We start from the raw sequence: 25,424 nt of genomic DNA on the forward strand, positions 1-25,424 counted from the left end.
AGGGATTTTATTTAAAATAAGCTACTTTATAGGTGATTTTTCTTTCAACAGTAGCCACCAAACGTTAAGGTTTTCAGCAATATATGGGATAAAATGATAAGCTTGCACAAAAGGCAACATTTTATACATTTTTTTTGTTTCTTTGTACCTCTAATATTTTTTTGAATGGCTTGGTTTAAACGAGATCGCGCCGGTATTAATACGGCAACAGAGAATAAAAAAGAAGCTCCTGACGGACTTTGGAATAAATGCCCGTCTTGTAAAAAACCCCTGTTGAAATCAGAGCAAATCGAAAACAAATATGTATGCCAATATTGTGGCTATCACTTGAGAATCGGCTCGGCGGAGTACTTTTCAGTTCTTTTTGATGACAATCAATTTACTGAACTTTTCGGTAATCTACGTTCGGCAGACCCGCTTAATTTCGAAGACACCAAAAAATACACAGAGCGCATAGCCGAAAGCTATGCCAAAACGGGTCTGAATGATGCAATACGCTGTGGGCATGGAAAGATTGAAGGGTTGGATTTAGTGATCGCTTGCATGGACTTCACCTTTATTGGCGGTTCGATGGGATCTGTAGTTGGCGAAAAGATAGCGAGGTCCATTGACTATTGTATAGAACATCGACTACCCTTTTTGCTCATTTCAAAGTCCGGCGGTGCCCGCATGATGGAAGCTGCATTTTCCTTGATGCAAATGGCAAAAACTTCGGCAAAATTGGCGCTGCTGGGAGAAGCAAAGCTCCCTTATATATCGCTTCTTACTGATCCTACAACAGGAGGTGTAACAGCGTCTTATGCAATGCTCGGCGACATTAATATCGCAGAGCCAGGTGCATTAATAGGTTTCGCCGGCCCTCGCGTTATAAAAGAAACCATTAAAAAGGATTTACCAAAAGGCTTTCAGACTGCCGAATTCGTTCTTGAACACGGCTTTCTCGATTTCATAATCGACCGTAGAAAAATGAAGTATAAAATCGCTACGTTTTTAAAGAATATCCTATAAAACGCCTATAAAAACGGAGGCCCGACTATAACGCCGGGCCTCTTTTTGTTACTTACCGCCTCATTTACGATCCCTAGTCGTGGGCGAATCTGCCGAAAAAGCAGGCCCCTCGGTCTTTCTGTGATGATCTCTATCAGAAAAGCTGCCTTTGTTTACATCAACAACTTTTTTCTTTCCGTCTTTCTCGGTTATGATTTGTTTATCACTTTTTCTATCTTTCAATTCGTCACGCATAATAACCTCCTATCAATTAAATAAAACAAAAAGGGTTTGTAATTAACTAACAACTACAAACCCTTTTTGTTCATAAAGATATAAAGTTACCCTATACTTTTTCCAAACACACCTCTTTGAGTTTAGAAATCGTAAAATCTATTTCCTCTTTTGTGTTAAACTTGCTGAAAGAAAATCGGACCGAAGGTCTATTGGCGTCTACGCCAATTGCAGTTAAGACATGAGAGCCTATATTCGAGCCCGAACTACAAGCACTACCGCCTGAAGCGGATATACCAGCGATATCTAGATTAAACAACAGCATGTCTGCCAAATCCGTGGGCGGAAAGGACACATTCAGAACAGTATACAAACTTTGGTCGGCCGCTTGTTCGCCATTAAAACTCACTCCGGGAATGTGCTGGACAAGCTCTTTCCTCATGTAATCTTTTAGTCCTTGAATATAAGCACGGTGTTCTGCCATGCGTTCATAAGCGATCTCAAGTGCTTTGGCCAAGCCGACGATACCATAGACGTTTTCGGTTCCACCTCTCATGTTTCTTTCCTGAGCACCACCATTAATAAATGGCTTAATCTTTACTTCATGGTTTATATATAAGAAACCGACACCCTTAGGGCCATGGAACTTATGTGCAGCGCCTGCTAAAAAGCCTACTTTCAGCTCACTTAAGTCGTGTACGAAATGACCCATGGTTTGCACGGTATCCGTATGAAACAGCGCACCGTAAGCCGCACAGATATCCGATACTTTTTGGATATCCGTAACTGTACCAATTTCATTATTTGCATGCATCAGGGAAACAAAGCTGCGTGGATTCTCTTGTAGCAGCTTCTCGAGTTGAATCAAATCTATATGTCCTTTCGCATCAACGTCAAGCAGCGCCAAACTAATTGTTCCTGCTTTCTCCAACTCTTGCAACGTATGCAGTACGGCGTGATGCTCAAGTGGTGAACTGATGGCGTGAGTTAATTCATTATCTATAATCCCCCTTTTGATGGCCGTATTATCTGCCTCTGTTCCGCCCGAAGTAAAGAAAATTTCGGCGGGTGACGCATTTAATAATGATGCGACTTTCTTGCGGGCCTTTTCGATAATTGTTCGTACTTTTCTGCCATCGGCATGAATGGAAGAAGGATTGCCATAGTTTTCTCGCATAACAGCCATCATCTCCTGCAATACTTGTTCATCTATCGCAGTGGTTGCCGCATTGTCTAAATATACACGCATGTTACAAATCTACTAAGTAATCAATTACTACCGTGCTACTCTTTATTACTTTTACTTAAGGGTGATTAAGACGCGATAGCCTCTATTTCACTCAGTATCTTATCGGCTAACAAATCGGCACGTCGCTGTGTCGGCGCTTCCGTATAAACTCGGATAATGGGCTCCGTATTTGATTTGCGGAGGTGAGCCCATTCTTCCTCAAAATCTATTTTTAACCCATCAATGGTGCTATGCGGAATCTCAAGATACCGCTGTTCCATTGCGTTTAAAAGCTGATCGATATCCAGTTTCTCTGTGAGTGTAACTTTTCTCTTCGCCATAAAATAAGACGGATAACTGCTTCGTAACGCAGATATTTTCTGTCTGCTTTTCGCAAGATGAGTTAAGAAAATGCCAATTCCGGCCAGCGCGTCCCGACCGTAATGCGTGGCAGGATAAATTACACCTCCGTTCCCTTCTCCCCCGATCACTGCATTCACTTCCTTCATTTTGGTGACCACATTTACTTCGCCAACGGCGGCCGCGTAATAGGTGCCGCCATGCTTCTCAGTAACATCTTTCAGCGCGCGTGTTGAAGATAGGTTGGAAACGGTGTTCCCTTTGCTGTGTTGTAGAATATAGTCGGCAACGGCTACGAGGGTATATTCTTCTCCGAACATCTCTCCATTCTCCATCACAAAACATAATCTGTCTACGTCCGGATCTACCGCTATCCCCAAATCGGCCTTTTTCTCTTTCACAAGTGCAGATAAATCCTTTAAGTTATCGGCTAAGGGCTCGGGATTGTGTGGAAAGCGTCCGTTCGGCTCACAATACAGCTCGTATACGGTGGATACCCCAAGAGCCTTTAGCAAAGCCGGCACAAACCACCCACCAGTAGAATTAACGGCATCAACAGCAATGGTAAACCCTGCATTAGCAATAGCCTCTTTATCGACTATTTCAAGTGCCAAAATTTTCTCGATATGCTTGTTGAGATAACTATCATCCTTCGTTACCCGCCCCAATGCCTGCACATCGGAAAAGTCGAAATCTAAGTCATCAGCCAATGCCAGTACTTCTTTCCCCTCCGCATCATTAATAAATTCACCTTTTTCGTTTAGCAACTTCAGCGCATTCCACTCTGCCGGATTATGGCTAGCGGTCAGAATAATTCCTCCTGCTGCTTTCTCATCTGGCACCGCTATCTCGACCGTTGGGGTGGTAGACAATCCGAGATCGACAACGTCCACTCCGATGCTCTGAAGGGTACCTATTACGATATTCCTCACCATTTCGCCCGAAAGCCGGGCGTCTCTTCCAACCACAATTTTTTTACTATTCGCTTTTGCCGTGATATATTTTCCGAATGCCGCAGTAAATTTTACAATATCAACCGGAGTTAGGCCTTCACCGGGCCTGCCGCCGATAGTTCCCCGGATACCGGAAATAGATTTAATCAATGTCATTTTAAGCTCGTTTACTGAATGAGGGGTAAAAATAGCATTTTCGTCACAATATACCAGTGCCTGCAAATGGGTTATATGCAATCAACCGATTGCTCAATCAACAAATTTTTATCTTTATAACACGATTTTAGCTGCCAGATAGTTTGTAAAGCGTATATTTGCAACCTTATTGAATCTAGCGATAAAGAGCGAAAGCCGGCCTTTTGCTTATGCTATATTCGTTTGTTTAAAGCACCGGAACGTTTAATCTGTTTGTAAGAAAATACATGCTCGCCCCTATTATGCAATTCGATACCGACCTCTTCCTGATGATTAATCAGGATATGGCGAATATAGTTTTTGATTGGCTAATGCCTCATCTACGTAATCCCTACACATGGGCCCCCTTGTATTTATTTATTTTAGTTTTCTCGATCCGTACCTATAAAAAAAGAGGCGTCATCATGATGGTATTTCTTTTACTCAGTTTCGGAGCGGCGGACTTTTTATCAGCCTCGGTAATTAAGCCGGCTGTAAAGAGGATAAGACCCTGTAATGAGTTAACATTGCAAGGCGAAATGGTCAGTAGGGTACGATGTGGAAGCGGTTATAGTTTCCCCTCCTCCCATGCGAGTAACCATTTCGCAATGGCCCTATTTTTAATATTGGTTTATAGAAAGCGATGGAATGCTATCCTTTGGTTTGCATTATTTTGGGCTTTTGCCATTGGTTTCGCACAGATTTACGTAGGCGTACACTATCCCGTTGATGTGCTGGCCGGGGCCGTGTTCGGAAGCTTGATTGGCTATTCTTTAGCGCGACTATTTCTCTACATACAGCCGGAAGGCAGTCAACAGATTACAAAGCCATGACCTTTCTTATCGTAGTTACTTTATTCTGTTCAGCGCTCTTAGGCGGTTTAGCTGTATTTTTTGTCAAAAGGGATAATACGGACTTGCTAAGGCTGGTTCTTTCTTTCAGCGGCGCCTATTTATTTTCTATTACCGTATTACATCTTATTCCTGAGATTTATTCCGATAACGAGGATTATTATATTGGCCTGTATGTATTAGGTGGTTTCTTGTTTCAGCTCTTATTGGAACGATTTTCTGAAGGTATAGAGCATGGACATATCCACAAACACGGTCATCACGGCCATTTCCCCATCGGCGTCATGACGAGCCTATGTTTGCATGCATTCCTGGAAGGAATGCCATTGGCCAAAGGGCATCAAAGAGAGCTTTTGTTTGGAATAGCTATTCATCATATTCCAGCAGCCTTTGCATTAGGCAGCCTGCTCGTTCAGTCCGTTAACCGGCGAGGCACCATCATACTATCCCTCTTTATATTTGCATTAATGTCGCCTATTGGTTTTATTTTAAGTAATATAATAAGCATTGGCGGAGCGGGAGAAATAGAAGCCTACTTCAATAAAATGATGGCAGTGGTTATTGGCATATTTCTCCATATTTCTACAACCATTTTATTTGAATCGTCATCGGCAGATCACCATCACTTCAATAAAAGAAAACTGACAGCAGTCATGATTGGCGTTGGGCTTTCTCTTATTAATTTCTTCATTCATTAGCCCATGCGACTGCATCAGCCCCTTAGTTTATCCAGGAGATAATTGAGCTGTTTACACTCTTCTTCTTCCAGATTTTCATCTAAAATAGTCAAAATGGACATCTTCTTATCCAAGCGCGCTAAAATATCTAGGCCTTCTTGGGTAATGAATATATCTACGGCCCGTCTGTCTTTATTGCTTGTACATCTAGACACCAATTTCTTTTGAACTAATCGATCAACGATTCTGCTTACATCAGACATTCGGTCCAGAAGACGCTCCTTCAGCATATTGACAGTGGCGGGCTTCGCATTTTGACCGCGTAAAATTCTCAACACGTTGTATTGCTGAAGCGTTATTTTTTCTTCGTCTGTTCTTTCTTTCAGTAAGCTTTGGATAAAATTGCTTGTATATATGATATTAAGAGCGACCTTATGATATTCGCTATCAAATTTATTGGTCACGAGTACATCTTCTATTTTCATAAATCTAATTTAGAACTGGAACACGAATATAGAGCTTAAAATCCTATCTAAAAAATAAAGGTACAATATCACCTTCCTGGAGGCAGCCAAGTAACACTTATAAAATTTTCACGGTACGACTGCCGTTATAATAATCCACTAAAGCCTTCCCGTCGCCGTGGAGCGTCCATATTTCCTGAGGGTCGACAGTTTCAACGGTGTTGAGAATATCGTCCCAATCAACATGGTCGGAAATAAACAACTCCATATCGTTCTTACTTTGCAAGCGCTTCCAACCGGAGGCGAAGACCTTTATTAAGTTCTTAGCCTTAAAATAGCTGTTAAAAGTCAAGGGTGGCACCATGTAAATCACATTTTCCGGCTCATCTTTAATAAGCTTACGACCATAAGGCAGGTACTTCCAATCGACGTAGCCATGTTCTTCATAAATCCGATGAAATGGCAGTACGGCATGGTGTAAGAGTATCTTTTTTTGCGGACAGTGTTTATTGATTATCGCGGTTAAGCGTTGCGCCTTACCCAAGGCATAAACGCCAAGCATAATGGGATAAGTGGTCGTGTTTAGCTTCGAAACCTCGAGAGAAGGATCCGGATGCTTGATCGCCGGATTGGCGAAGGTACTTTCGGTGATAAGTACGTCTGCTTTTACCAATGAAATAGGCGTACAAGTCGGATCTAGCTGCAGCTTATAATCACCCGTATACAGGTAACGCACTCCTTTATACTCCATTAGCACCGAGGCAGACCCCAAAATATGACCTGCTGGTAAAAATGTAAGTTGAATTTCTCCTATCCGGAAAGGTGTACCATAATCGTAAACTCGAAAGTCGCGCGCAGCTCCTTTTTTGTATCGCAACTCCATAAAGGACTTTGTCGGCGCTGTACAAAACACCCTGTGCGAGCCGGAAGTGACGTGATCACCATGTCCGTGCGATACAACCGCTGTTTTAACTGCCTCTTTTGCATCGATGAAGAAGTCACCATATACGCAGTAAATGCCTTTGGAATCAACTACCAGAAAGTCCTGTAAAATCACTTTAGTCATGTGCTGAGCGATGCTAACAAGCTTTCCGTAACTTTTAACACCTGTGGTATTAAAGCGCTATTCTCGTTATTATCTATTATGAAATCAGCCAGCTCACGTTTAGCCTCATCGCTCATCTGCTTATCTATTCTGTCCAAAACAGATTCTCTTGTCACCTGATCTCTTTCCATAACCCGTTTAACCCTTAATTCTTGGGGCGCTATTACTAAAATATTGTAATCGGATAGCCGGTAACTTCCGGTTTCAAAAAGTAATGCGGCCTCTTTAAAGGACAACGGTGCATCTTGTTGCCGCTCCCAGTTCTCATATGCCCTTAACGTCGCTGGATGCACCAAGGCATTCAGCGCATCAAGTTTAGCCCGATCGTGAAACACCATGCTTGAAAGGAGCTTCCTATCGAGATTGCCTTCCTTTGTATAAACCTCCTCGCCAAATGCGGCTTTAATTTGCTCAACTAACTCAGGGTCGCTCACCATCACATGCTTTGCTTCTGTATCTGCATAAAAAATGGGATATCCTAAAGCTTCAAAAATTCTGCAAACCGTGGTCTTACCTGTACCAATGCCTCCGGTTACACCTATGCGCAATTTTGCTTTTTTTATTTCCACAGTAAAAACTCCACGTTTTGCGGTTCCGTTTTGATTATTTTAACAAACTCGGGCTGTTTGGTAATAATAACCGGTAAATTTTGTATGTGGTTACTTCTCCAATCATTTAAGTTGATAACAGCCTCAAACATATCTTTATCTGTTACATCATATTTATCTAATGACACAACGGTTGTTAACTTCACTTTCTCTGGCAACACCTTTACTGTCCGAAAAGCCCGGCTATTCTCTGCTCGGATAGGTACCTCTATAATTTTTTCAGTTACCTCGCCCACCGGGATGGTAACATCAACCATAGAGGGATGTACATTAATGTTCGCCTTCTGACTTTTAGACAAGGTGACTTTGGCAACTACGCTTTTGTCGACATTGGTTCTCCTCAAGGTGTCTGTCGCCCAACCATCTATCAAAACCAAATCTTCTAAAGGCCCGGTAACCGTTACAAACTTCGGTTCTATCTGTATGTCGTCGATAATATCGTATTGCTTACGGAACTTAATGTCCTTCGACAAGTTAACCGTTACTTTTTTCACATCTTGCTTAGAAAAGTTGAAGAAAAGGGTATCCGGAGCAATAGAAACAATACGCTGATTGGCACTAAATTGTCGATTTATATACCCCATTTGATTTGAAAAGACGATCCAGTCGCGCGTCTTTAAACCGCTTAAATCGACATATATATCTTGTGGCTTGAGTCGAAGGTTCGAAAATAGCACTTGCCATCCCGTTCCTTCTACCTGCATATTGACACTGTCAGATTGAAGCGGGTGAAAAGCCCTTTTTGGAGGTGCGTTCACATAATTCAAAGAAGCCTTTACACTATAGACATACCGGTTAGACAAAGCAAACAAACTCCACACTAGAAAGGAGATAAAGAGACAGATAGCGAATAAGCTCAGTTTCTTTTGTTGCTTTTTATTAAGATTAAACATAAAACGGTCGTAAAAAGTAGAAAACGCTTAACAAAAATAGCAACCTCCGTTGGTCAAATCAATTTTCATTAAGCGTTTTATGTATACTTCGTCGACTGACAAAGCTTATTTCTTTTCGTCTGTTGTACTTACAGCTCCCTGTTTAGGGGCATTCGCCAACTTGGAAGCGTCTAACGAGATAGCCGCCTTATCAAATTTAATACGCGTGCCGCCACCAACGTCAACGATAAATGTACTTTCTCCAATTTCGACGATACGGCCATGGATACCGGCCGTAGTCACCACTTTATCATTGACCCTTAACTCTTCTATATATTTTTTGTGATCTTTTTGTTTCTTCATTTGTGGCCGTATCATAAAAAAATAAAAGACCACTACAATTAATCCCATCATAATGAGGGATGACATTCCGCCCGATCCTGCCTGTAATAAAACTGCTGTTGTTGTCATGTAAAACTATGATTTATAAAAATTTAACTATTGTACTTCACCTTTCAAATGTAACATTGTTTGGGCTGGCTGTGCATTACTATATACAGTAATAATTTTGTGTTGCGCTCCCCGCTGTCCGGCACTGTTAAAGCCTACCTGAATGCTTCCTCGTTCCCCTGGTTTGATTGGCTTTTTATCAAATTTGGGCGTAGTGCAACCGCAGCCTGCCTGTACGTCGCTTATTATCAACGGAGATTTTCCGGTATTGACAAATTCAAAAACGTGATCGATCTTCTCCCCTTCTTTAATTTTCGAAAAATCGTATGTATCACTTCTAAACTCCATCACCGGCGCATCCGCGACATCTGCTGAATCAGGTATTTGCTTGTTGACCCCCGTATTGTCTGTGGTATTTACACTTTCTATGATGTCCTCTCCTGCGCTCTCTTCCTTCTGTTTTGATCCGTTGCAGGCGCCTAATGTCAAAACTACCAAGGATAGTAACAAAATCTTATTTTTCATATTTATAATTGTTTGTTATTGTTTGTTCACAGCATCTGTCATTTAACACTTCTAGATCGGATATCCCGATCCAACAGCATCTGAACCAACTCTAGCCGATAAGCCCTCGCCCAAACTTCCTGATTTTTCCTTCTTTTTGAAGTTCAATTAAAATCTTGTCAAGGATGCCATTAATAAACGAATTACTTTTAGGCGTGCTAAACTCCTTTGAAATTTCGATGTACTCATTAATTGTCACCTTCACCGGTATAGAAGAAAAATTCAACAGCTCAGTGATAGCCATTCTCATCAGAAGCGTATCGATTAACGCTATACGCTCTGCCTCCCAGTTCTTTGTCTTTCCCGAAATATACTTTTGATAATCCTCTCCATGCCGCGTGGTCAACCGAAATAGATCCACAATAAACTCCTTGTCATCAGCCCAGTTTGGACACAATTGAGCCAAGTGGTTTTTTTCAGGATCCTCGCTATTAAAATTCTTTAAAGTCTTTGCTAATAAGGCCTGTAAAACGTCTTTATCTGTTGTCCAGTTAATAAAGTGCTCGTCGAAAATCTGCTCAATAGCGGGCGACTTCAATATAATCTTTTTAAAGATGAATTTCACGATGTCCTTTTCAGCCTTGAGCGATCGATCCTCATTCTCTAAATAAGCAATATACTCCGGAGATTGTTTTAAGATCTGAAAAATACTTTTCACGATTTCAGTATCAAATACGGCATCAACCTTGTATTTTTTACACAAATCGGAAAACTGCTCATTTTGCCTTAACAGTTCGATAAAAGTATTATTGGACAAACGCGTGTCGGCATTGAGATCATGCTCGGTAGGTAAAAACTTATTAGCTCTTTCTTCTGCATCAACCAATGTATACTCAGCCACCTCCGATACAAGCGCAAGAACCCAGATATACATTTCATAAACTTGATCCACACTTTTCAGTAGCGCTTTTTCGAAGTTATTTACATTTTTATCATCTGACTGTTGATACGCGTAGATTGTTTGTAATACTTTAACCCTCAGGTGCCTTCTATTTAACATATGTATAAAGAACGATTATTATTTCCAGCCTGTATGACTAGTTTTGTTTTATTTTTTTTATAAGTGCGATTCGCTCCTCTGCAATCTGCATGGCGGCTTGATGCGTTGGAATTTTTTCTCTCAGCGATTTTTGTATCACAGATCGCGTTGCGTCGTAGATGTTTTCTGTTAATGCAGCACTTCTCAGTACGTTATATCCTGCAATCTCTGCATAACAACTCAAAAGGCCCCCGGCGTTTATTAAAAAGTCTGGCGCATAAATAATGCCCTTTTCAAGAAGCTTAGCGCCATGTTCTTGATCATCAGCCAACTGATTATTAGCCGATCCAGCGATAATTTTGCATTTCATCCGTTCAATGGTGTAGCTATTGACGGTTCCGCCCAATGCGCAGGGCGCATAAACATCCAGATCCATATCGAACAGATTATTATGTGCAATTGCCTCGGCTCCATATTTGTTAGATACCTGAATCATTTGGTCTTCGACAATATCACTCACATAAACTTTCGCATTCTCTTCGCGAAGCAACGAAACAAGGTGCTCGCCAACCTTTCCCGTCCCTTGCACGGCGACAGTGCGTCCGGCCATGCTATCGGTACCATACAATTCTTTAACGGCTGCTTTTATCCCATAAAAAACCCCTTTTGCCGTAAACGGAGCGGTATCCCCACTTCCTCCCAGCGATTTGGGCAGGCCAACAACGTGGTTAGTTTCCATATGAATGAACTCCATATCCTTAGACGTCGTACCCATGTCCAATGACGCGATGAACGAACCGTTCATTTCTTCCACAAACTGTCCGAGTCGCCTTAAAATAACTTCCGATTTCTGCGTGCGGTGATCACCGATGATTACCGCCGTCCCGCCTCCAAGATTAACGCCACTTATGGCAGATTTGTAGGTCATCGCCCGAGATAATCGCAATACATCATCGATCGCTTCCATCTCGGTTTTATAAGGCAACATCCTTACTCCTCCTATGGCTGGGCCTAGCGTTGTATCGTGGATAGCAATGATAGCCTTTAGTCCGATCGTGTGGTCTTGACAAAATACAATCTTTTGATGCTCAAATTGTCTTAACAAATCGAACATTCGGCAGTATGGTGTTTCGGAAGACATATTTTACTATTATTTTAGTACCGGCAATTCTGCGCAAAAGTACTAATTTTATCGGTATCTTTTTATGAATTTAAAATCATTTCATTCAGTAATTTGTTTCGAGATTGCCAGTTAATTTTAATATTTGGCAAATACTTTTAGTACCGTCTCCGCTTTCGTTTGGGATCTGTATTTTTGCGTTCTTAAGTTTAATTAGGTTTTTTCATGAAGCACTTAGCTTATCTCAATAAATTTTTTTACAAATACCGGTGGAGAATGATCCCCGGCTTCATCTTTGTAGTGATTTCCAATTACTTCGGCATCATACCTGCGCAGGTTATACGCATCGCCTTTGATTTGGTAAAAGACAACATCGCGCTCTTTCAGCTTTTCCGGGGCTTCGAACGTCAAGCACTGGTTTATGAAATGTTTGGGCGTAGCCTCCTGCTGTTTGGTATTATTGTACTGGCCTTAGCACTTATAAGGGGCTTATTTCTCTTTTTAATGCGACAAACCATCATTCTCACTTCACGCCATATCGAATACGATCTAAAGAATGAGATTTATAGCCACTACCAGCAATTGGACATGGCCTTCTTTAAAAGGAACAATACAGGCGACCTAATGAATCGGGTCACTGAAGATGTAAGTCGGGTACGGGCCTATTTAGGACCCGCGGTGATGTACTCCATTAATACGGTTGTGTTATCCGTCATGGTAATAAGCTCGATGTTTAGTGTGAACGGCAGACTAGCTATTTACGCATTGGCACCTATACCGATTCTGTCAGCAGTAATACTCTTTATCAATAAGCTAATAAACAAAAGGAGTGAAAAAATCCAAGAACAGCTTTCAGCATTAAGTTCTTTTGTGCAAGAAACGTTTTCCGGAATTCGAGTTATTAAAATTTACAGTCGTGAACATGACAAAATGAACAGCTTCGCAAAAGAAAGCAACAGCTACAAAGACGTATCCTTATCTTTAGTAAAAGTTCAGGCCGTATTCTTTCCGCTCATCCTGCTCCTCATCGGCTTGAGTACAATCATTACCATTTATGTCGGCGGTATTGAAGTGATGCGAGGTAGCATTTCCTCGGGAAATATTGCCGAGTTTATTGTTTATGTTAATCAATTAACATTTCCCGCGATGTCGCTCGCCTGGGTTACTTCGCTGGTGCAACGCGCAGCAGCTTCACAAAAGCGGATCAATGAATTTTTAAGCGCGAAGCCGAGCATTCTTTCTGTACCAAATGGAAAAAAAGACTTCAAGGGACATATTGAATTTAAAAACGTTTCCTTCACTTATCCAGATACAGGCATAGAGGCGTTAAAGGAGATATCTTTTAAGGTGAGCCCGGGAAAAATCCTTGCCATTATCGGTAAGACGGGTTCGGGAAAATCAACCATCGCGCGACTTTTAATGCGCATGTATGACAGCACTTCGGGAACTATTTTAGTGGATAACACGCCTATACAGGAACTCAACCTTAACCGCTATCGAAGCGCAATCGGCTTTGTTCCGCAAGAGGTGTTCCTTTTTTCAGATACCATAGCCCGTAACGTTGCTTTTGGACTTGATCAATTAAATATGGCGAAAGTGGAAGACGCTACGAAAACAGCAGCTGTTTACGATAATATTATTGCCTTCGAAAAAGGCTTCGAAACAGCTATAGGAGAACGAGGAATTACTTTATCGGGTGGACAAAAACAGCGCATATCGATAGCGAGAGCAGTAATTATAGATCCGAAAATAGTGATTTTTGACGATTGCCTGTCCGCCGTAGACACAAAGACCGAAGAAAGGATTCTCCATAACCTTGGTTCTGTAATGCGGGATAGAAGCGCCGTGTTTATAGCACATCGCGTTTCCACTATCAAAAACGCTGATCACATTCTGGTGCTGGATAATGGCCGAATCATTGAAGAGGGAAAGCATGCTGAACTCCTTGCTGCAAAAGGCAGCTATTTTGAGTTATACGAAAAACAGCTTTTAGAAGAAGAAGTCTAACAAGCAAGCGGCTCTTCTTCTATGCCTATGTATGGAGACGCACCTTTCAAATGCTTTTCCTAGCGGAATCTCATTTGCTGCTTATCTAGCATTCCCATCTGATCTTTCATCATTTTTATTTGGTCGGCAAGCAGTTTATTTTTATCGGCTTTCTTTGCCTCTTGGAGCAGTTGAGTCGCCTCACGCTTATTCCGTTTGGCCATTGCGATGCCTGCCAAACTTAATTTAGCCAATGCTACATTGTGGTCCATCTGCATCCCCAGGCTTAACGCTTTTTTAAAGTACTTCTCAGACTGTAAGGGTGCGGTACGCGACTCAATTAAGCCGATAAGCAAGTGATAATAACCGTGCTGCGCACGAATCAACTGCTTTTCATAATTAGTTATCCTATTTAGCCAAAGTTTAGCCTTATCCATATTTTCCTTCCGTAAGTAGAACTGCGCAACGAGCATGTTCTCATTAAAAAAGAAAGTGACAAAAACAACTATCGCCAATAGAAGCGCAAGGATACCCCAAGGCCAATGTCCAAAAACGAATAAACTGACAGCTGCTCCCAGCAAAACAAAGGCTATAATAATACGAACGAAATTTGGCATATCTAAACTCTAAAATATCTTGATTAACAATGCTGCAAATATCCACTAATTTATGGGTTTTAACAAAAATTCTCTGGTAAATCTGTCTACTGGTTACGATGCAGCGTAGATTAAAAACTGACGCCTATTGTACAAAAGGCCAATTTTAACTAAGTTTGGGCATGAGTGTCACCCTTGAAAAAAGTTGGAGAGCAATCTTAGAACCAGAGTTCTCCAAACCATATATGAGCGATTTACGGAATTTTCTAAAAGCGGAACAAGCGCAATACCAAGTATTTCCACCAAACAAACTTATATTTAATGCCTTTAACCATACGCCCTTTCATGAGGTAAAAGCAGTTATACTTGGGCAAGACCCATATCATAATGTTGGACAAGCACACGGCTTATCCTTTTCTGTCCAACCCGGTATTGCTATTCCTCCGTCACTGAAAAACATGTACATTGAACTAAGCAATGATATTCCTGGTTTTAAGATTCCTACTCACGGCACCTTAACAAAATGGGCGGATCAGGGAGTACTTTTACTTAATGCGGTACTTACTGTACGGGCACATATGGCCGCATCCCATCAAAAAAAGGGCTGGGAAATCTTTACTGATACCGTAATTAAAGAGCTCTCACAACGAACCGAAGGAATTGTATTTATATTGTGGGGAAATTACGCAAAACAGAAAACAAAGCTGATAGACGCTTCTAAACATCTTATCATTACGTCAGCACACCCGTCACCCTTGTCGGCCCATAATGGATTCTTTGGCAGCAAACCGTTTTCGAAGACAAATGCTTACCTGATTAAGCAAGGAAAAGCGCCGATCGACTGGCAACTGTAGCAGCTCGCTATACACTTAGCAACGCAAAAACCACTTGCCTGTATAAACGAATAACTAATATTCCATCGGAACGATCGGCTCTTTCTTAGATGTTGACATAATCATCATGGTTTGAAACGTCTTGACAAATGGAATTCTGCTAATCTTTTCCATGATCAATCGTTCATACGACTTGATGTCCTTCACATATACTTTCAATATAAAATCGCATTGCCCTGTTACGTGATGGCATTCGGTCACCTCCGGTATGCTCTTAATCGCTTCGACAAATTCGGGTATCGAGTTGTGGGTATGAAAATCCAGCTGTATCTGAATAAAAGACTTAATTCCCAAGCCTAAAAGTTCTTCGTCCACTAAGGCATGATAGCTTTTGATATACCCGGCATTTTCAAGTTTTCGAACCCGCTCCAGTGTAGGCGCCGGAGATAAACCTATATTAGAAGAAAGCTGTAAATTGGTTATTCTACCGTTCTCTTGGAGTAATTTAATAATCTTTAAATCAATTTTATCTGGTTCAAAAGCCATGGCTAACAGTTTTAGTGTAAAGTTAACAAATAACCAAATAAAATTTTACACGAGGCCGAATTTTATTTCAAAAATTATGCACCTCATGGTGTTCAATAAGATACAAAAGCGGTAGATCTTACTGTTTTGCGTTTAGTGCCACAGCATACAATTTCATTTGTTTCACCATGGCAACCAATCCGTTTGCGCGGGTGGGCGACAAGTGTTCCTTCAGCCCTATCTCATCAATAAAATAAAGGTTGGCACTCATAATGTCTTCCGCTCGTTGTCCCGATAAGACTTTAATCATCAAACTAACAAGTCCCTTGGTAATAATGGCGTCGCTGTCAGCTGTAAAAAAGATCTTATCTTCTATCTCCTGTGCGTGGAGCCATACGCGCGACTGGCACCCTTTAATTAAGAGGTCATCGGTCTTGTAGGCTTCATTAATCAAGGGTAACTCTTTTCCCAGTTGAATAATGTATTCATATTTCGCCATCCAATCCTCAAAAAAAGAAAAATCCTCGATCAGTTCGTCTTGTATTTCGTTAATGGTCATACTCATCACCTTTTCTCCATTATAGCAGCATAGAAGCAGCTTTTTTTACTGCATTTACCAGTAAATCAATATCCTCCTTCGTATTATACATAGCGATGGAAGCACGCACCGTACCCGGTATATCAAATCTTTCCATCAGCGGCTGCGTACAATGATGCCCTGTACGGACGGCAACACCTAGCTTGTCTAAAATAACACCCACATCGTACGGGTGCGCGCCATTTACGAGGAACGATATTACGCTAGATTTTTCTTTCGCCGTGCCGATAAACCGAATCTGATCAATTTCCGATAAGGCCTTAGTTGCATATTTAAGCAGCTCCGTTTCATACAACGCTATTTGATTGATACCGGTCGTTTTTATATAATCGATGGCGGTACCCAAGCAAATTCCAGCCTCAATGTTCGGAGTCCCTGCCTCAAATTTAAACGGAAGCTCATTATAGATTGTTTTTTCGAAGCGAACTTCTTTAATCATATCTCCGCCACCTTGATAAGGAGGCATCCTATCCAACCACTTTTCCTTTCCGTACAACACGCCTACCCCTGTGGGGCCATACATTTTGTGTCCGGAAAAAGCAAAGAAATCTACATCCAGCGCTTGCACATCTACATCCAAATGCTGTATAGCCTGCGCGCCATCTATCAGCACCGGAATGTCCTGGTCATGCGCCTGCTTTATTACCTCCTTAATTGGATTCAAAGTTCCGAGTGTATTCGATACATAGGTTATGGAAACAAGCTTTACCCTTTCGTTGAGCATAGCCGCGTAAGCCTCCATATCGAGTTCCCCTTCGTCATTTATCGGTATTACACGAAGTTTTGCTCCTCGGTCTTCGCATATCATTTGCCATGGCACAATATTGCTATGATGTTCCATCGCCGAAATGACGATTTCATCCCCTTCTCTTACAAACTGTTTTCCATAACTATTAGCTACTAAATTGATGCTATGTGTGGTTCCGCTCGTTAAAATAACTTCGTAATCATGTGCAGCATTAATGAACTCCGAAATTTTTTTACGCGTCACTTCATAAGCGTCGGTCGCTAGTTGGCTCAGGTGGTGAACTCCGCGATGCACATTACTGTTTATCTGTGTATAATAATCTGTAATAGCGTTAATCACCGACTGCGGCTTCTGCGTAGTTGCTCCATTATCCAGATAAACCAAGGGATGTCCGTTCACCTTGGTTTTTAATATTGGAAAATCAGCTCTTATACTGTCGATATCGTAATGTGTCAAAACAAGAAATCTTAAAAATGAGACTAAAATTTGCTAGTCGATAACCAGCCCTCTTTCAATTAAGCTGTCAACATACGCTCTTACATGCGTATTGCTAAACTTTTCGGTTACATCGAAAGCGAATGCGTGCACTAAAAGAACCCTGGCACTCGCCTCACCAACTCCCCTAGCTTTAAGGTAGAATAAGGCATCCTCATCAAACTGCCCCATGGTACAGCCATGACTGCACTTGACGTCATCCGCAAAAATTTCTAATTGAGGCTTCGTGAAAATGTTGGCCTTATCTCCTATCAGCATATTATTGTTTTGCTGAAAAGCGTTAGTCTTTTGTGCGTCAGGTTGAACGAATATCTTTCCGTTAAACACAGCGGTTGATGTGTCTTGTGCAATATTTTTATACCACTCATAACTTTCGCAATGAGGCATGCGATGGTCCACTATCGTATGATTATCGACCAACTGATCTTGTGCGGTGAGTGTTACCCCGTATAAATGACTTTCTACGGCGGTGTCGTCCAGGCGTACATTGATGTTATTCCGGATAAAAGACGATCCAGGAAACGAGCAATTGTAATTATTATACAAACTATGTCTTGCCTGTTTTACTTCTGTATGATTCAAATATCGTGATTTTTCGTCAGCGACTTGAAGATAGTAATGTTGTAAACGTGCACCTTCCTTCAATACAAGCTCAGACACCGTATTATTAAGGCTAACGGAATGATCGTTTGAAATAAAAGATTCGATAATCTCCGCCTCTGCGTTTTCATCCAATACAAACAGGTTCCTCGCTTGGTTGAAAACAGCTTCGTCGGCCGATGCGACATGAATAATCTGAACGCTTTTCTTTAACGTTACATTTTTTCCGATGTGTATGTAAAGGCCTCCTTCATGAAGAGCCGTATTCAAAGCAACAAGAGGATTGTCCGTTCTATCTGCATATTTGGCAAAGTGGGATAAAAACTCATGCTCAGTTACGCCGTCTTCAATGGCACAAACAACCACGCCGGAGTCGGTAATCGTATCTGAAAGATCTTTACGATAATGCCCATTTACTAAAACCAGCCGGTAAGTGTCTAATCCTCCTATAACCGCTTTATCGATGTTTACATTTCTTCCCGGAATGGAATCGTTCAACCGGTAATGCTGATTGATTAAGGGCTGTAAATTGGTATACTTCCAATCTTCCATTTTCAAAGAAGGGAACCCCGAATCCTTAAAACGGGCGAAAGCTTCTTTCCGTATAGAGCCTAAAGGCTCTTGGTACCCTTTTAAGGGCAACTCCTCTTCAAAAAAAGCAACTAATTGATGATATAATGAACTCGAAACTTGTGTAATCATTTGTTAATTATCATAAAAGATGTAGAAAATAAATACTATCAGTTTTAAATGGCAGCATTTTCTTCCGCATCCACACTTTCTTTTAACCAATCGTAACCCTTCTCTTCCAGCTCAAGTGCTAGCTCTTTCGTTCCCGATTTTACGATTTTTCCTTTGTAAAGCACATGTACAAAATCAGGCACTATGTAATCCAAAAGCCGTTGATAGTGCGTAATAACAATAAAAGCGTTATTTTTTGAACGCAAGTGATTAACACCGTTTGCTACGATTCGAAGTGCATCGATATCTAAACCCGAATCGGTTTCATCCAGAATAGCCAATTTGGGTTCCAACATCGCAAGTTGGAAAATTTCATTACGCTTTTTCTCGCCACCCGAGAAGCCTTCATTTAAAGATCTATTAGCCAGTTTTGCATCAAACTCGACCAATTTTTGTTTTTCTTTGACAAGCTTCAGAAACTCCTTGGCCTCCATTGGACCTAAACCCTTATAGGCTCTAATTTCGTTAACCGCAGTTTTCAAAAAATTAATGTTAGACACTCCCGGAATTTCCACCGGGTATTGAAATGCGAGGAAGAGACCTTCACGAGCCCGATCTTCCGGAGATAAATCGAGCAGATCCTTACCATCCAATGTAACTTCACCTCCGGTTACTTCATAGGCTTCTTTACCTGCCAGAACCGAAGCCAACGTACTCTTACCCGAGCCATTTGGCCCCATGATAGCGTGTACCTCGCCTGCCTTAACTTCTAAATTTAATCCTTTTAAAATCTCTTTATCGTCTACAGAAGCCTGTAGGTTTTTAATACTTAACATATCTTTGTCGATTCAAATCTCACGATTTGCTGTTTTTTTTATTTATTTAAAATCCGTTACAATTTTATCCAACACTGCCTTCCAGCGAAATAGCTAGAAGCTTCTGGGCCTCTACGGCAAACTCCATTGGTAACTGATTAAGAACTTCCTTAGCGTAACCGTTAACAATGAGACCAACCGCCTTCTCGGGATCTATACCGCGCTGTGTAAGATAAAATATTTGATCTTCGCCAATTTTAGAAGTAGTCGCCTCGTGTTCTAACTTCGCGGTTTTGTTCTTTGCTTCAATATAGGGAAATGTATGTGCACCGCATTTGTCACCAATTAACAAAGAGTCACATTGGGTAAAATTTCTGGCCTTTTCAGCACCTTTGCCTATTTGGACCAATCCCCTATAACTATTTTGGCTAACGCCTGCGGAAATACCTTTAGAGACGATTTTACTGCGCGTGTTTTTACCGATGTGATACATCTTGCTTCCTGTGTCAGCAATCTGATGATTTCTGGTCAGCGCAACGGAATAAAACTCGCCCACTGAGTTGTCGCCTTTTAAAATCACACTTGGATATTTCCAGGTAATAGACGAGCCCGTTTCGACCTGTGTCCAGGATATCTTACTATTGGCACCCCTACAGATTCCTCTTTTGGTTACGAAATTATAGATCCCTCCTTTACCTTCTTTATCCCCTGGATACCAGTTTTGTACCGTGCTATATTTAATTTCTGCATTTTCAAGTGCGATCAGCTCCACCACAGCGGCATGGAGTTGGTTCTCATCCCGCATAGGCGCTGTACATCCTTCCAGATAACTCACATAACTTCCCTCATCTGCCACAATAAGTGTTCTCTCGAACTGCCCTGTGTTTTGTGCATTAATCCTGAAATAGGTAGAAAGCTCCATCGGGCAGTTCACGCCCTTCGGTATATAAACGAAGGATCCATCTGAGAATACAGCCGCATTTAAAGCTGCATATATATTATCGGTTTGCGGCACAACCGTTCCAAGATATTGCTTTACCAAATCGGGATATTCTTTTACCGCTTCTCCAAAGGAGCAGAATATTACGCCGTATTCTTTTAGCTTTTCTCTAAACGTTGTCTTTACAGACACACTGTCAAAAACAGCATCCACGGCAACGACTCCAGCCAATATCTTCTGCTCGTCCAGCGGGATACCTAGTTTAGCAAAAGTATCCAATAATTCAGGATCAACCTCTTCCATGCTGCTCACCTTCGGTTTTTCTTTGGGTGCCGCATAGTAAGAAATATCCTGAAAATCGACTTTGGGATGTTCAAAATTCTGCCATTTCGGCATGCTCATCTTTTCAAAGTGCTTTAAAGCCTTCAGCCTCCAATCTAGAAGCCATTCCGGCTCACCTTTCTTCGCAGAGATGAAGCGCACAGTTTCTTCCGACAAACCTTTGTTGGCAATATCCATCTCGATATCGGTGGTAAAACCGTATTTGTACTCCTCAACTGCGAGTTCTTGCAATATATTATCGTCTTTCGTACTCATTTCACTATCGATTCCGCTCCGTTAAATCACACACTATTGAAGCGATTGTACATTAATTAATTTGCAAAGTTACAATTTGGAGAGCAATTAATCGAGCGTTTGTTAGTCCTTTTACAAGGAATAAATAATTTTAATGTAAATTAATGACTACCGTCATTTTTTCACCGAAACCAAGCGCTTCTACGCTATTACGCCCGCCTTTAGCAATTCGTGCTCCATCTCCAATTGCAGTCGTTGCGCTTCTTCCCTAGCCTTCTCAGCAAAATCTTCGCCATTGCTTGCGTAAATAACCGATCTGGTTGCATTTACCAACAGTCCGCATTCTTCATTCATTCCAAATTCGCATACTTCCTGTAAACTACCTCCTTGGGCACCTACCCCGGGCACCAACAAGAAATGACGGGGAGCCAGTTGACGAATCTCCTTGAAATACTGCCCTCTGGTAGCGCCAACCACATACATTACGTGGTTTTCGTCGCCCCAATTATTCACCTTTTCAATGATATGTTCGAACAACTTCTTGTCACCTGAATCAGCTAAGAGCTGAAAATCTAAACTTCCTTTGTTTGAGGTCAATGCTAAGACAATAGACCATTTGTCTTGATATTTGAGAAAAGGACTAATTGAATCCTCTCCCATGTAAGGCGCAATAGTAATAGCATCGAACTCCATACCGGACGCTTCCTTAGAGAAAAAAGCTTTCGCATACATATCGGCCGTGTTTCCAATATCACCCCTTTTTGCATCTGCTATGCTTAGGCAGTTTTGCGGAAGGATTTCATAGGTCCGCTGCAAGCTCCGCCAACCTTGAACACCCCTACTCTCATAAAAAGCTATATTGGGTTTATAAGCGACGCATAAATCAGCGGTTGCCTCGACAATACGCTTATTGAACTCAAAAACCGGATCTTCAACGTCCATTAAACAAGCTGGTATTTTCTCAATATCCGTATCTAAGCCAATACATAAAAAAGAGCGCTTCAATTTTATTTGCTCTATTAACTGCGTGCGAGTCATATAAGGGAAAAATTAATAGGATCACGTAAAAAACACCGCGAATTTAGTTATATTTGCTGGCATATACAAAACGTATTCGTATTAGCACTGTTACAATCTCGCTTAGCTGTATCTCATTAAAGAGGCAGCAGAAATAGACTTTTTAGCACTGAAAACGGCTCTATTTTTATTTTTTTTCGTTTTTTTTTTGATTTTTCAATTCTTATGCATACAATTGCAGCGGAATCTCAAAATTTACCTATCCGTTAAAGGAGAATCATGTATTCCCTCAGCGTAAAATTTAAACTATCAATCAGGTTTATTCATAGGTAAGTTTCTGTTAAACACAAGCATAAAAATCCTTATTACACATAACGACATTTGATGAATATTAATGAATTGAACGCTAAGCTCGTGTCTGAGCTACGTGAAATTGCAAAATTAATCGGTATTGCAGATGCTGAAAAGTTGAGAAAACAAGAGTTGATCAACCGAATTATCGCTACCGACAATGATAAGCATACGGAGGAAGAGGTGGCAGCTGCTCCTGAAATGGAAGAAGAATCTGGTGAAGCCAAACATCGCAAACGAGTGAGAACCTCTGTAAAGCAAACGGAACCTATAGAGATAAGAAAGAAAGTCGAAAAGGAGCCGGTGATGGATGCTGCCATACAAGATGAAGCCAATAAAGACAAAGTTTCTTCTGAGAATCGTTCGCCGCGTACCGAGCGTAGGACAAGTGGTTCAAACCCCGCTAATAATACGTCCTCTCCAAGCAAAGCTGAACCTGTATCAACCTCTGCTCCAGCATCGAATCTTGATTTCGACAACGTCATTGTCAATGAAGGCGTTTTGGAAATTATGCCGGATGGCTACGGCTTTTTACGGTCGTCTGATTACAACTACTTAACATCACCCGACGATATTTACGTTTCCCAATCGCAGATTAAACTCTTTGGGCTCAAGACGGGCGATACTGTTCGTGGAAGCATCCGTCCTCCAAAAGAAGGAGAAAAATATTTTCCTTTAGTACGTGTGGAAGCGATCAACGGTCAGGTTCCGGCGGAAGTGCGCGACCGTGTGCCGTTTGATTACTTAACACCTTTATTTCCGACCGAACGTTTGAAACTCTATACAGATGCCGGAAATAATTCCACCCGCATTATGGACTTATTTACCCCAATTGGTAAAGGACAACGCGGATTAATTGTAGCGCAACCCAAAACAGGAAAAACTGTTTTATTGAAAGAGGTAGCAAATGCTATTGCCAAAAATCATCCCGAGGTCTATTTAATCATTTTATTGATTGATGAGCGTCCAGAAGAAGTAACTGATATGGCACGGAGCGTGCGCGCAGAAGTGGTGTCTTCGACTTTCGACGAGCCCGCTGAACGGCATGTAAAAATTGCCAATATCGTATTAGAGAAAGCGAAACGTATGGTAGAATGTGGCCATGACGTCGTGATTCTATTGGACTCTATCACGAGGCTGGCCCGCGCTTATAATACGGTTGCGCCAGCTTCTGGGAAGATTTTGTCGGGCGGTGTAGACGCGAATGCTTTACACAAGCCAAAACGATTCTTTGGTGCTGCCCGGAATATAGAACACGGCGGCTCACTTACTATTCTAGCCACCGCTTTGACAGATACCGGATCTAAAATGGATGAAGTGATTTTTGAAGAATTTAAGGGAACCGGTAACATGGAATTACAGCTTGATCGCAAGCTCGCTAATAAACGTATATTCCCGGCGATCGACATTACCGCATCGAGTACACGGAGAGATGATTTGCTAAACGACAAAGAAACGCTTCAGCGTATTTGGGTACTTAGAAATCACTTGGCAGATATGAACTCTACGGAAGCCATGGAGTTTTTACTAGGTCAAATGCGCGGAACGAGGTCAAACGAGGAGTTCCTTATTAGCATGAACGGCTAAAGAACGCGCCACATCTGCTTAATCGCTAAACGAGCTTTCTTACTTTTTCTTAAGTGGGAAAGCTTTTTTATAATTGCCTTGCGAAGATGAGCTATAAACATGTAAAAAGGAATCAGGAAATCGTGCATGAAACAACATATACCCAATACAATTACTAGCCTCAATTTATTTAGTGGATGCGTCGGCGTTGTCCTGGCTTTTGAAGGACAGTTGATCAGCGCAGGATATGCTATCATTATTGCAGCAATCTTCGATTTCTTTGATGGCATGGCGGCCCGTTTATTGAAAGTCAATTCCCCCATGGGTAAAGAGCTAGATTCGCTTGCCGATATGGTCAGCTTTGGATTCCTACCTTCGGTTATCATATTTATGATGCTACAGATCAATCCGGCAATGGAATACGGGGGAGCATGGATTAAATACTCGGCCTTTTTACTAACCGTGTTTTCTGCTTTACGTTTAGCGAAATTTAATCTCGACAGTAGACAAACCGCTATTTTCATTGGCTTACCTACCCCGGCCTGCGCCCTATTTGTACTTTCACTTCCGCATATCGCTTTAAGCAAAGACCCGATAATCAGTGCCTATGTACAGCATCCGGTCATTTTGTTAGCGCTGACTTTGGCTTTAAGCTTTTTGTTAGTGGCCGAAATACCCTTGATGTCGTTGAAATTTAAAAGTTTATACTTCCGGCCTAATCTCTATCGGTATCTATTTCTCTTTATAAGTGCAATTCTTCTTCTATTGCTGCAATTAATGGCTATTCCGCTTATTATTATCCTGTACATCATCTTGTCTTTAGTGCAGTACAATAAATTTATTCGTGAGTTATTATAATAGATTTAGATTGCAAAGGAGCCGACCTGAAAAGTTTACTACAGCGTTTAAAAACAAGCTATTTTTCCATTCGTTTCACCAGTAAATTGTCGTCCAATTTTTCAAATAAATCGGCTATTCCCATTTGATAAAGGGGGTGTATCAGATCCGGTGCTATCTCAATAAGTGGGGCCAGCACAAATCTTCGCAAATGAAGCAGCGGATGAGGAATTTTCAACCTCGGCGTATCAAGGATGACTGCATCGTAAAACAAGATATCGATATCAATCATTCTAGCTTCCCATTTCACATTCCGTTTTCTTCCAAGTTCCTTTTCTATTTGTAGCGTTTCGTTTAGTGTTTGTTCCGGAACTAAAGCTGTATGCACCTTGAGCACCTGATTCAAGTAATTAGGCTGATTATTCACGCCCCAGGCGGCCGTTTCATAAAGTGCAGATTTGTCCACAATATCTCCCACTCTATCCTGGATTAGTCGAACAGCATCCGCTAATTGTTGCCCGCTGTCTCCTAAGTTCGATCCTAATATCAGATAAACCGTATGCATAAACAAACTTAAATAAAAGACGCTTGATATACAACCTTTGGCCCCAAAAGCGTTCTTATCTCAACAAGG

Annotated in this window: 26 protein-coding genes; 7 read left to right on the forward strand and 19 right to left on the reverse strand. The window is 41.4% G+C overall.

The annotated features are described in order from the left end of the window. Positions 1-165: 165 nt before the first annotated feature. A complete protein-coding gene (gene accD / locus EPX21_RS15770) occupies positions 166-1,008 on the forward strand; it encodes an acetyl-CoA carboxylase, carboxyltransferase subunit beta (RefSeq protein ID WP_134090651.1) in 843 nt (280 codons plus the stop codon). Between the two features lie 325 nt (positions 1,009-1,333). Here accD and EPX21_RS15775 read toward each other — a convergent pair whose 3' ends face one another. Beyond that, positions 1,334-2,470 (reverse strand): cysteine desulfurase family protein, encoded by a 1,137-nt coding sequence (locus tag EPX21_RS15775; protein ID WP_134090652.1) that lies wholly within the window; start codon positions 2,468-2,470, stop codon positions 1,334-1,336. A gap of 65 nt (positions 2,471-2,535) precedes the next feature. Continuing rightward, positions 2,536-3,918 (reverse strand): phosphoglucosamine mutase, encoded by a 1,383-nt coding sequence (gene glmM, locus EPX21_RS15780; protein WP_134090653.1) that lies wholly within the window; start codon positions 3,916-3,918, stop codon positions 2,536-2,538. 281 nt (positions 3,919-4,199) lie between these two features. Here glmM and EPX21_RS15785 point away from each other — a divergent pair, with 281 nt between their 5' ends. Together EPX21_RS15785 and EPX21_RS15790 are read left to right on the forward strand one after the other, a co-directional pair. Further along, entirely contained in the window at positions 4,200-4,769 is a 570-nt protein-coding gene (locus tag EPX21_RS15785; protein WP_370450998.1) for a phosphatase PAP2 family protein, read from the forward strand. Continuing rightward, positions 4,766-5,485, forward strand: coding sequence for a ZIP family metal transporter (locus EPX21_RS15790; protein WP_134090655.1), 720 nt, complete (start codon positions 4,766-4,768; stop codon positions 5,483-5,485). Before EPX21_RS15785 ends, EPX21_RS15790 begins: the two co-directional genes overlap by 4 nt. Before the next feature lie 14 nt (positions 5,486-5,499). Here EPX21_RS15790 and EPX21_RS15795 read toward each other — a convergent pair whose 3' ends face one another. The 8 genes from EPX21_RS15795 to EPX21_RS15830 all read right to left on the reverse strand — a co-directional run bounded on the left by EPX21_RS15795 (position 5,500) and on the right by EPX21_RS15830 (position 11,647). After that, positions 5,500-5,949, reverse strand: coding sequence for a MarR family winged helix-turn-helix transcriptional regulator (locus EPX21_RS15795; RefSeq protein WP_134090656.1), 450 nt, complete (start codon positions 5,947-5,949; stop codon positions 5,500-5,502). Positions 5,950-6,046: 97 nt separating this feature from the next. Next, complete coding sequence (locus tag EPX21_RS15800; RefSeq protein WP_370450999.1) at positions 6,047-6,994, reverse strand: exonuclease; 948 nt, start codon at positions 6,992-6,994, stop codon at positions 6,047-6,049. Then, positions 6,991-7,602 (reverse strand): dephospho-CoA kinase, encoded by a 612-nt coding sequence (coaE, locus tag EPX21_RS15805; protein WP_134090657.1) that lies wholly within the window; start codon positions 7,600-7,602, stop codon positions 6,991-6,993. The genes EPX21_RS15800 and coaE overlap by 4 nt, the downstream gene beginning before the upstream one ends. After that, positions 7,593-8,534, reverse strand: a complete 942-nt coding sequence (locus EPX21_RS15810) for a YbbR-like domain-containing protein (RefSeq protein ID WP_134090658.1) — start codon at positions 8,532-8,534, stop codon at positions 7,593-7,595. Before EPX21_RS15810 ends, coaE begins: the two co-directional genes overlap by 10 nt. Positions 8,535-8,639: 105 nt before the next feature. Next, positions 8,640-8,984, reverse strand: coding sequence for a preprotein translocase subunit YajC (yajC, locus tag EPX21_RS15815; RefSeq protein ID WP_134090659.1), 345 nt, complete (start codon positions 8,982-8,984; stop codon positions 8,640-8,642). 27 nt (positions 8,985-9,011) lie between these two features. Further along, entirely contained in the window at positions 9,012-9,488 is a 477-nt protein-coding gene (locus EPX21_RS15820; protein ID WP_134090660.1) for a DUF1573 domain-containing protein, read from the reverse strand. 91 nt (positions 9,489-9,579) lie between these two features. Continuing rightward, positions 9,580-10,527: a transcription antitermination factor NusB gene (gene nusB / locus EPX21_RS15825; protein ID WP_134090661.1), complete on the reverse strand. Its 948-nt coding sequence runs from the start codon at positions 10,525-10,527 to the stop codon at positions 9,580-9,582. 37 nt (positions 10,528-10,564) lie between these two features. Next, the gene (locus tag EPX21_RS15830) at positions 10,565-11,647 is read right to left on the reverse strand and encodes a Glu/Leu/Phe/Val dehydrogenase (RefSeq protein WP_134090662.1); all 1,083 of its coding nucleotides are present in this window, start codon (positions 11,645-11,647) and stop codon (positions 10,565-10,567) included. A gap of 204 nt (positions 11,648-11,851) precedes the next feature. Between EPX21_RS15830 and EPX21_RS15835 the strand changes: the two genes are divergently transcribed. Next, on the forward strand, positions 11,852-13,633 hold the full coding sequence (locus EPX21_RS15835) for an ABC transporter ATP-binding protein (protein ID WP_134090663.1): 1,782 nt from the start codon (positions 11,852-11,854) through the stop codon (positions 13,631-13,633). Between the two features lie 59 nt (positions 13,634-13,692). On the opposite strand, the gene EPX21_RS15840 is transcribed toward EPX21_RS15835, so the two are convergent. Then, entirely contained in the window at positions 13,693-14,229 is a 537-nt protein-coding gene (locus EPX21_RS15840; RefSeq protein WP_134090664.1) for a DUF2892 domain-containing protein, read from the reverse strand. 161 nt (positions 14,230-14,390) lie between these two features. Here EPX21_RS15840 and ung point away from each other — a divergent pair, with 161 nt between their 5' ends. Further along, positions 14,391-15,062 carry a uracil-DNA glycosylase gene (ung, locus tag EPX21_RS15845; RefSeq protein WP_134090665.1) on the forward strand — a complete coding sequence of 224 codons (672 nt, stop codon included), beginning with the start codon at positions 14,391-14,393 and terminating at the stop codon, positions 15,060-15,062. A gap of 54 nt (positions 15,063-15,116) precedes the next feature. Here the strand turns inward: ung and EPX21_RS15850 are convergent, their stop codons facing one another. The 7 genes from EPX21_RS15850 to pyrF all read right to left on the reverse strand — a co-directional run bounded on the left by EPX21_RS15850 (position 15,117) and on the right by pyrF (position 22,057). Next, positions 15,117-15,587 carry an Lrp/AsnC family transcriptional regulator gene (locus tag EPX21_RS15850; RefSeq protein ID WP_134090666.1) on the reverse strand — a complete coding sequence of 157 codons (471 nt, stop codon included), beginning with the start codon at positions 15,585-15,587 and terminating at the stop codon, positions 15,117-15,119. Positions 15,588-15,705: 118 nt separating this feature from the next. Further along, the gene (locus EPX21_RS15855; protein ID WP_134090667.1) at positions 15,706-16,125 is read right to left on the reverse strand and encodes a SufE family protein; all 420 of its coding nucleotides are present in this window, start codon (positions 16,123-16,125) and stop codon (positions 15,706-15,708) included. Positions 16,126-16,144: 19 nt separating this feature from the next. Next, positions 16,145-17,368, reverse strand: coding sequence for an aminotransferase class V-fold PLP-dependent enzyme (locus EPX21_RS15860; RefSeq protein WP_134090668.1), 1,224 nt, complete (start codon positions 17,366-17,368; stop codon positions 16,145-16,147). A gap of 33 nt (positions 17,369-17,401) precedes the next feature. Further along, the gene (gene sufD, locus EPX21_RS15865; protein WP_134090669.1) at positions 17,402-18,709 is read right to left on the reverse strand and encodes a Fe-S cluster assembly protein SufD; all 1,308 of its coding nucleotides are present in this window, start codon (positions 18,707-18,709) and stop codon (positions 17,402-17,404) included. Between the two features lie 44 nt (positions 18,710-18,753). Further along, the gene (gene sufC, locus EPX21_RS15870) at positions 18,754-19,524 is read right to left on the reverse strand and encodes a Fe-S cluster assembly ATPase SufC (RefSeq protein WP_134090670.1); all 771 of its coding nucleotides are present in this window, start codon (positions 19,522-19,524) and stop codon (positions 18,754-18,756) included. Between the two features lie 64 nt (positions 19,525-19,588). Further along, positions 19,589-21,040 carry a Fe-S cluster assembly protein SufB gene (gene sufB / locus EPX21_RS15875; RefSeq protein WP_134090671.1) on the reverse strand — a complete coding sequence of 484 codons (1,452 nt, stop codon included), beginning with the start codon at positions 21,038-21,040 and terminating at the stop codon, positions 19,589-19,591. Positions 21,041-21,220: 180 nt separating this feature from the next. After that, complete coding sequence (gene pyrF / locus EPX21_RS15880; RefSeq protein WP_134090672.1) at positions 21,221-22,057, reverse strand: orotidine-5'-phosphate decarboxylase; 837 nt, start codon at positions 22,055-22,057, stop codon at positions 21,221-21,223. A 363-nt stretch (positions 22,058-22,420) separates the two neighbouring features. Between pyrF and rho the strand changes: the two genes are divergently transcribed. Beyond that, on the forward strand, positions 22,421-23,974 hold the full coding sequence (gene rho, locus EPX21_RS15885; RefSeq protein WP_134090673.1) for a transcription termination factor Rho: 1,554 nt from the start codon (positions 22,421-22,423) through the stop codon (positions 23,972-23,974). Between the two features lie 126 nt (positions 23,975-24,100). Further along, entirely contained in the window at positions 24,101-24,811 is a 711-nt protein-coding gene (gene pssA, locus EPX21_RS15890) for a CDP-diacylglycerol--serine O-phosphatidyltransferase (protein WP_134090674.1), read from the forward strand. 58 nt (positions 24,812-24,869) lie between these two features. On the opposite strand, the gene folK is transcribed toward pssA, so the two are convergent. Then, positions 24,870-25,355: a 2-amino-4-hydroxy-6-hydroxymethyldihydropteridine diphosphokinase gene (gene folK / locus EPX21_RS15895; protein ID WP_134090675.1), complete on the reverse strand. Its 486-nt coding sequence runs from the start codon at positions 25,353-25,355 to the stop codon at positions 24,870-24,872. Between the last annotated feature and the right edge of the window lie 69 nt (positions 25,356-25,424).

The sequence above is a fragment of the Olivibacter sp. XZL3 genome (assembly GCF_004368405.1).
Taxonomy (GTDB): domain Bacteria; phylum Bacteroidota; class Bacteroidia; order Sphingobacteriales; family Sphingobacteriaceae; genus Olivibacter.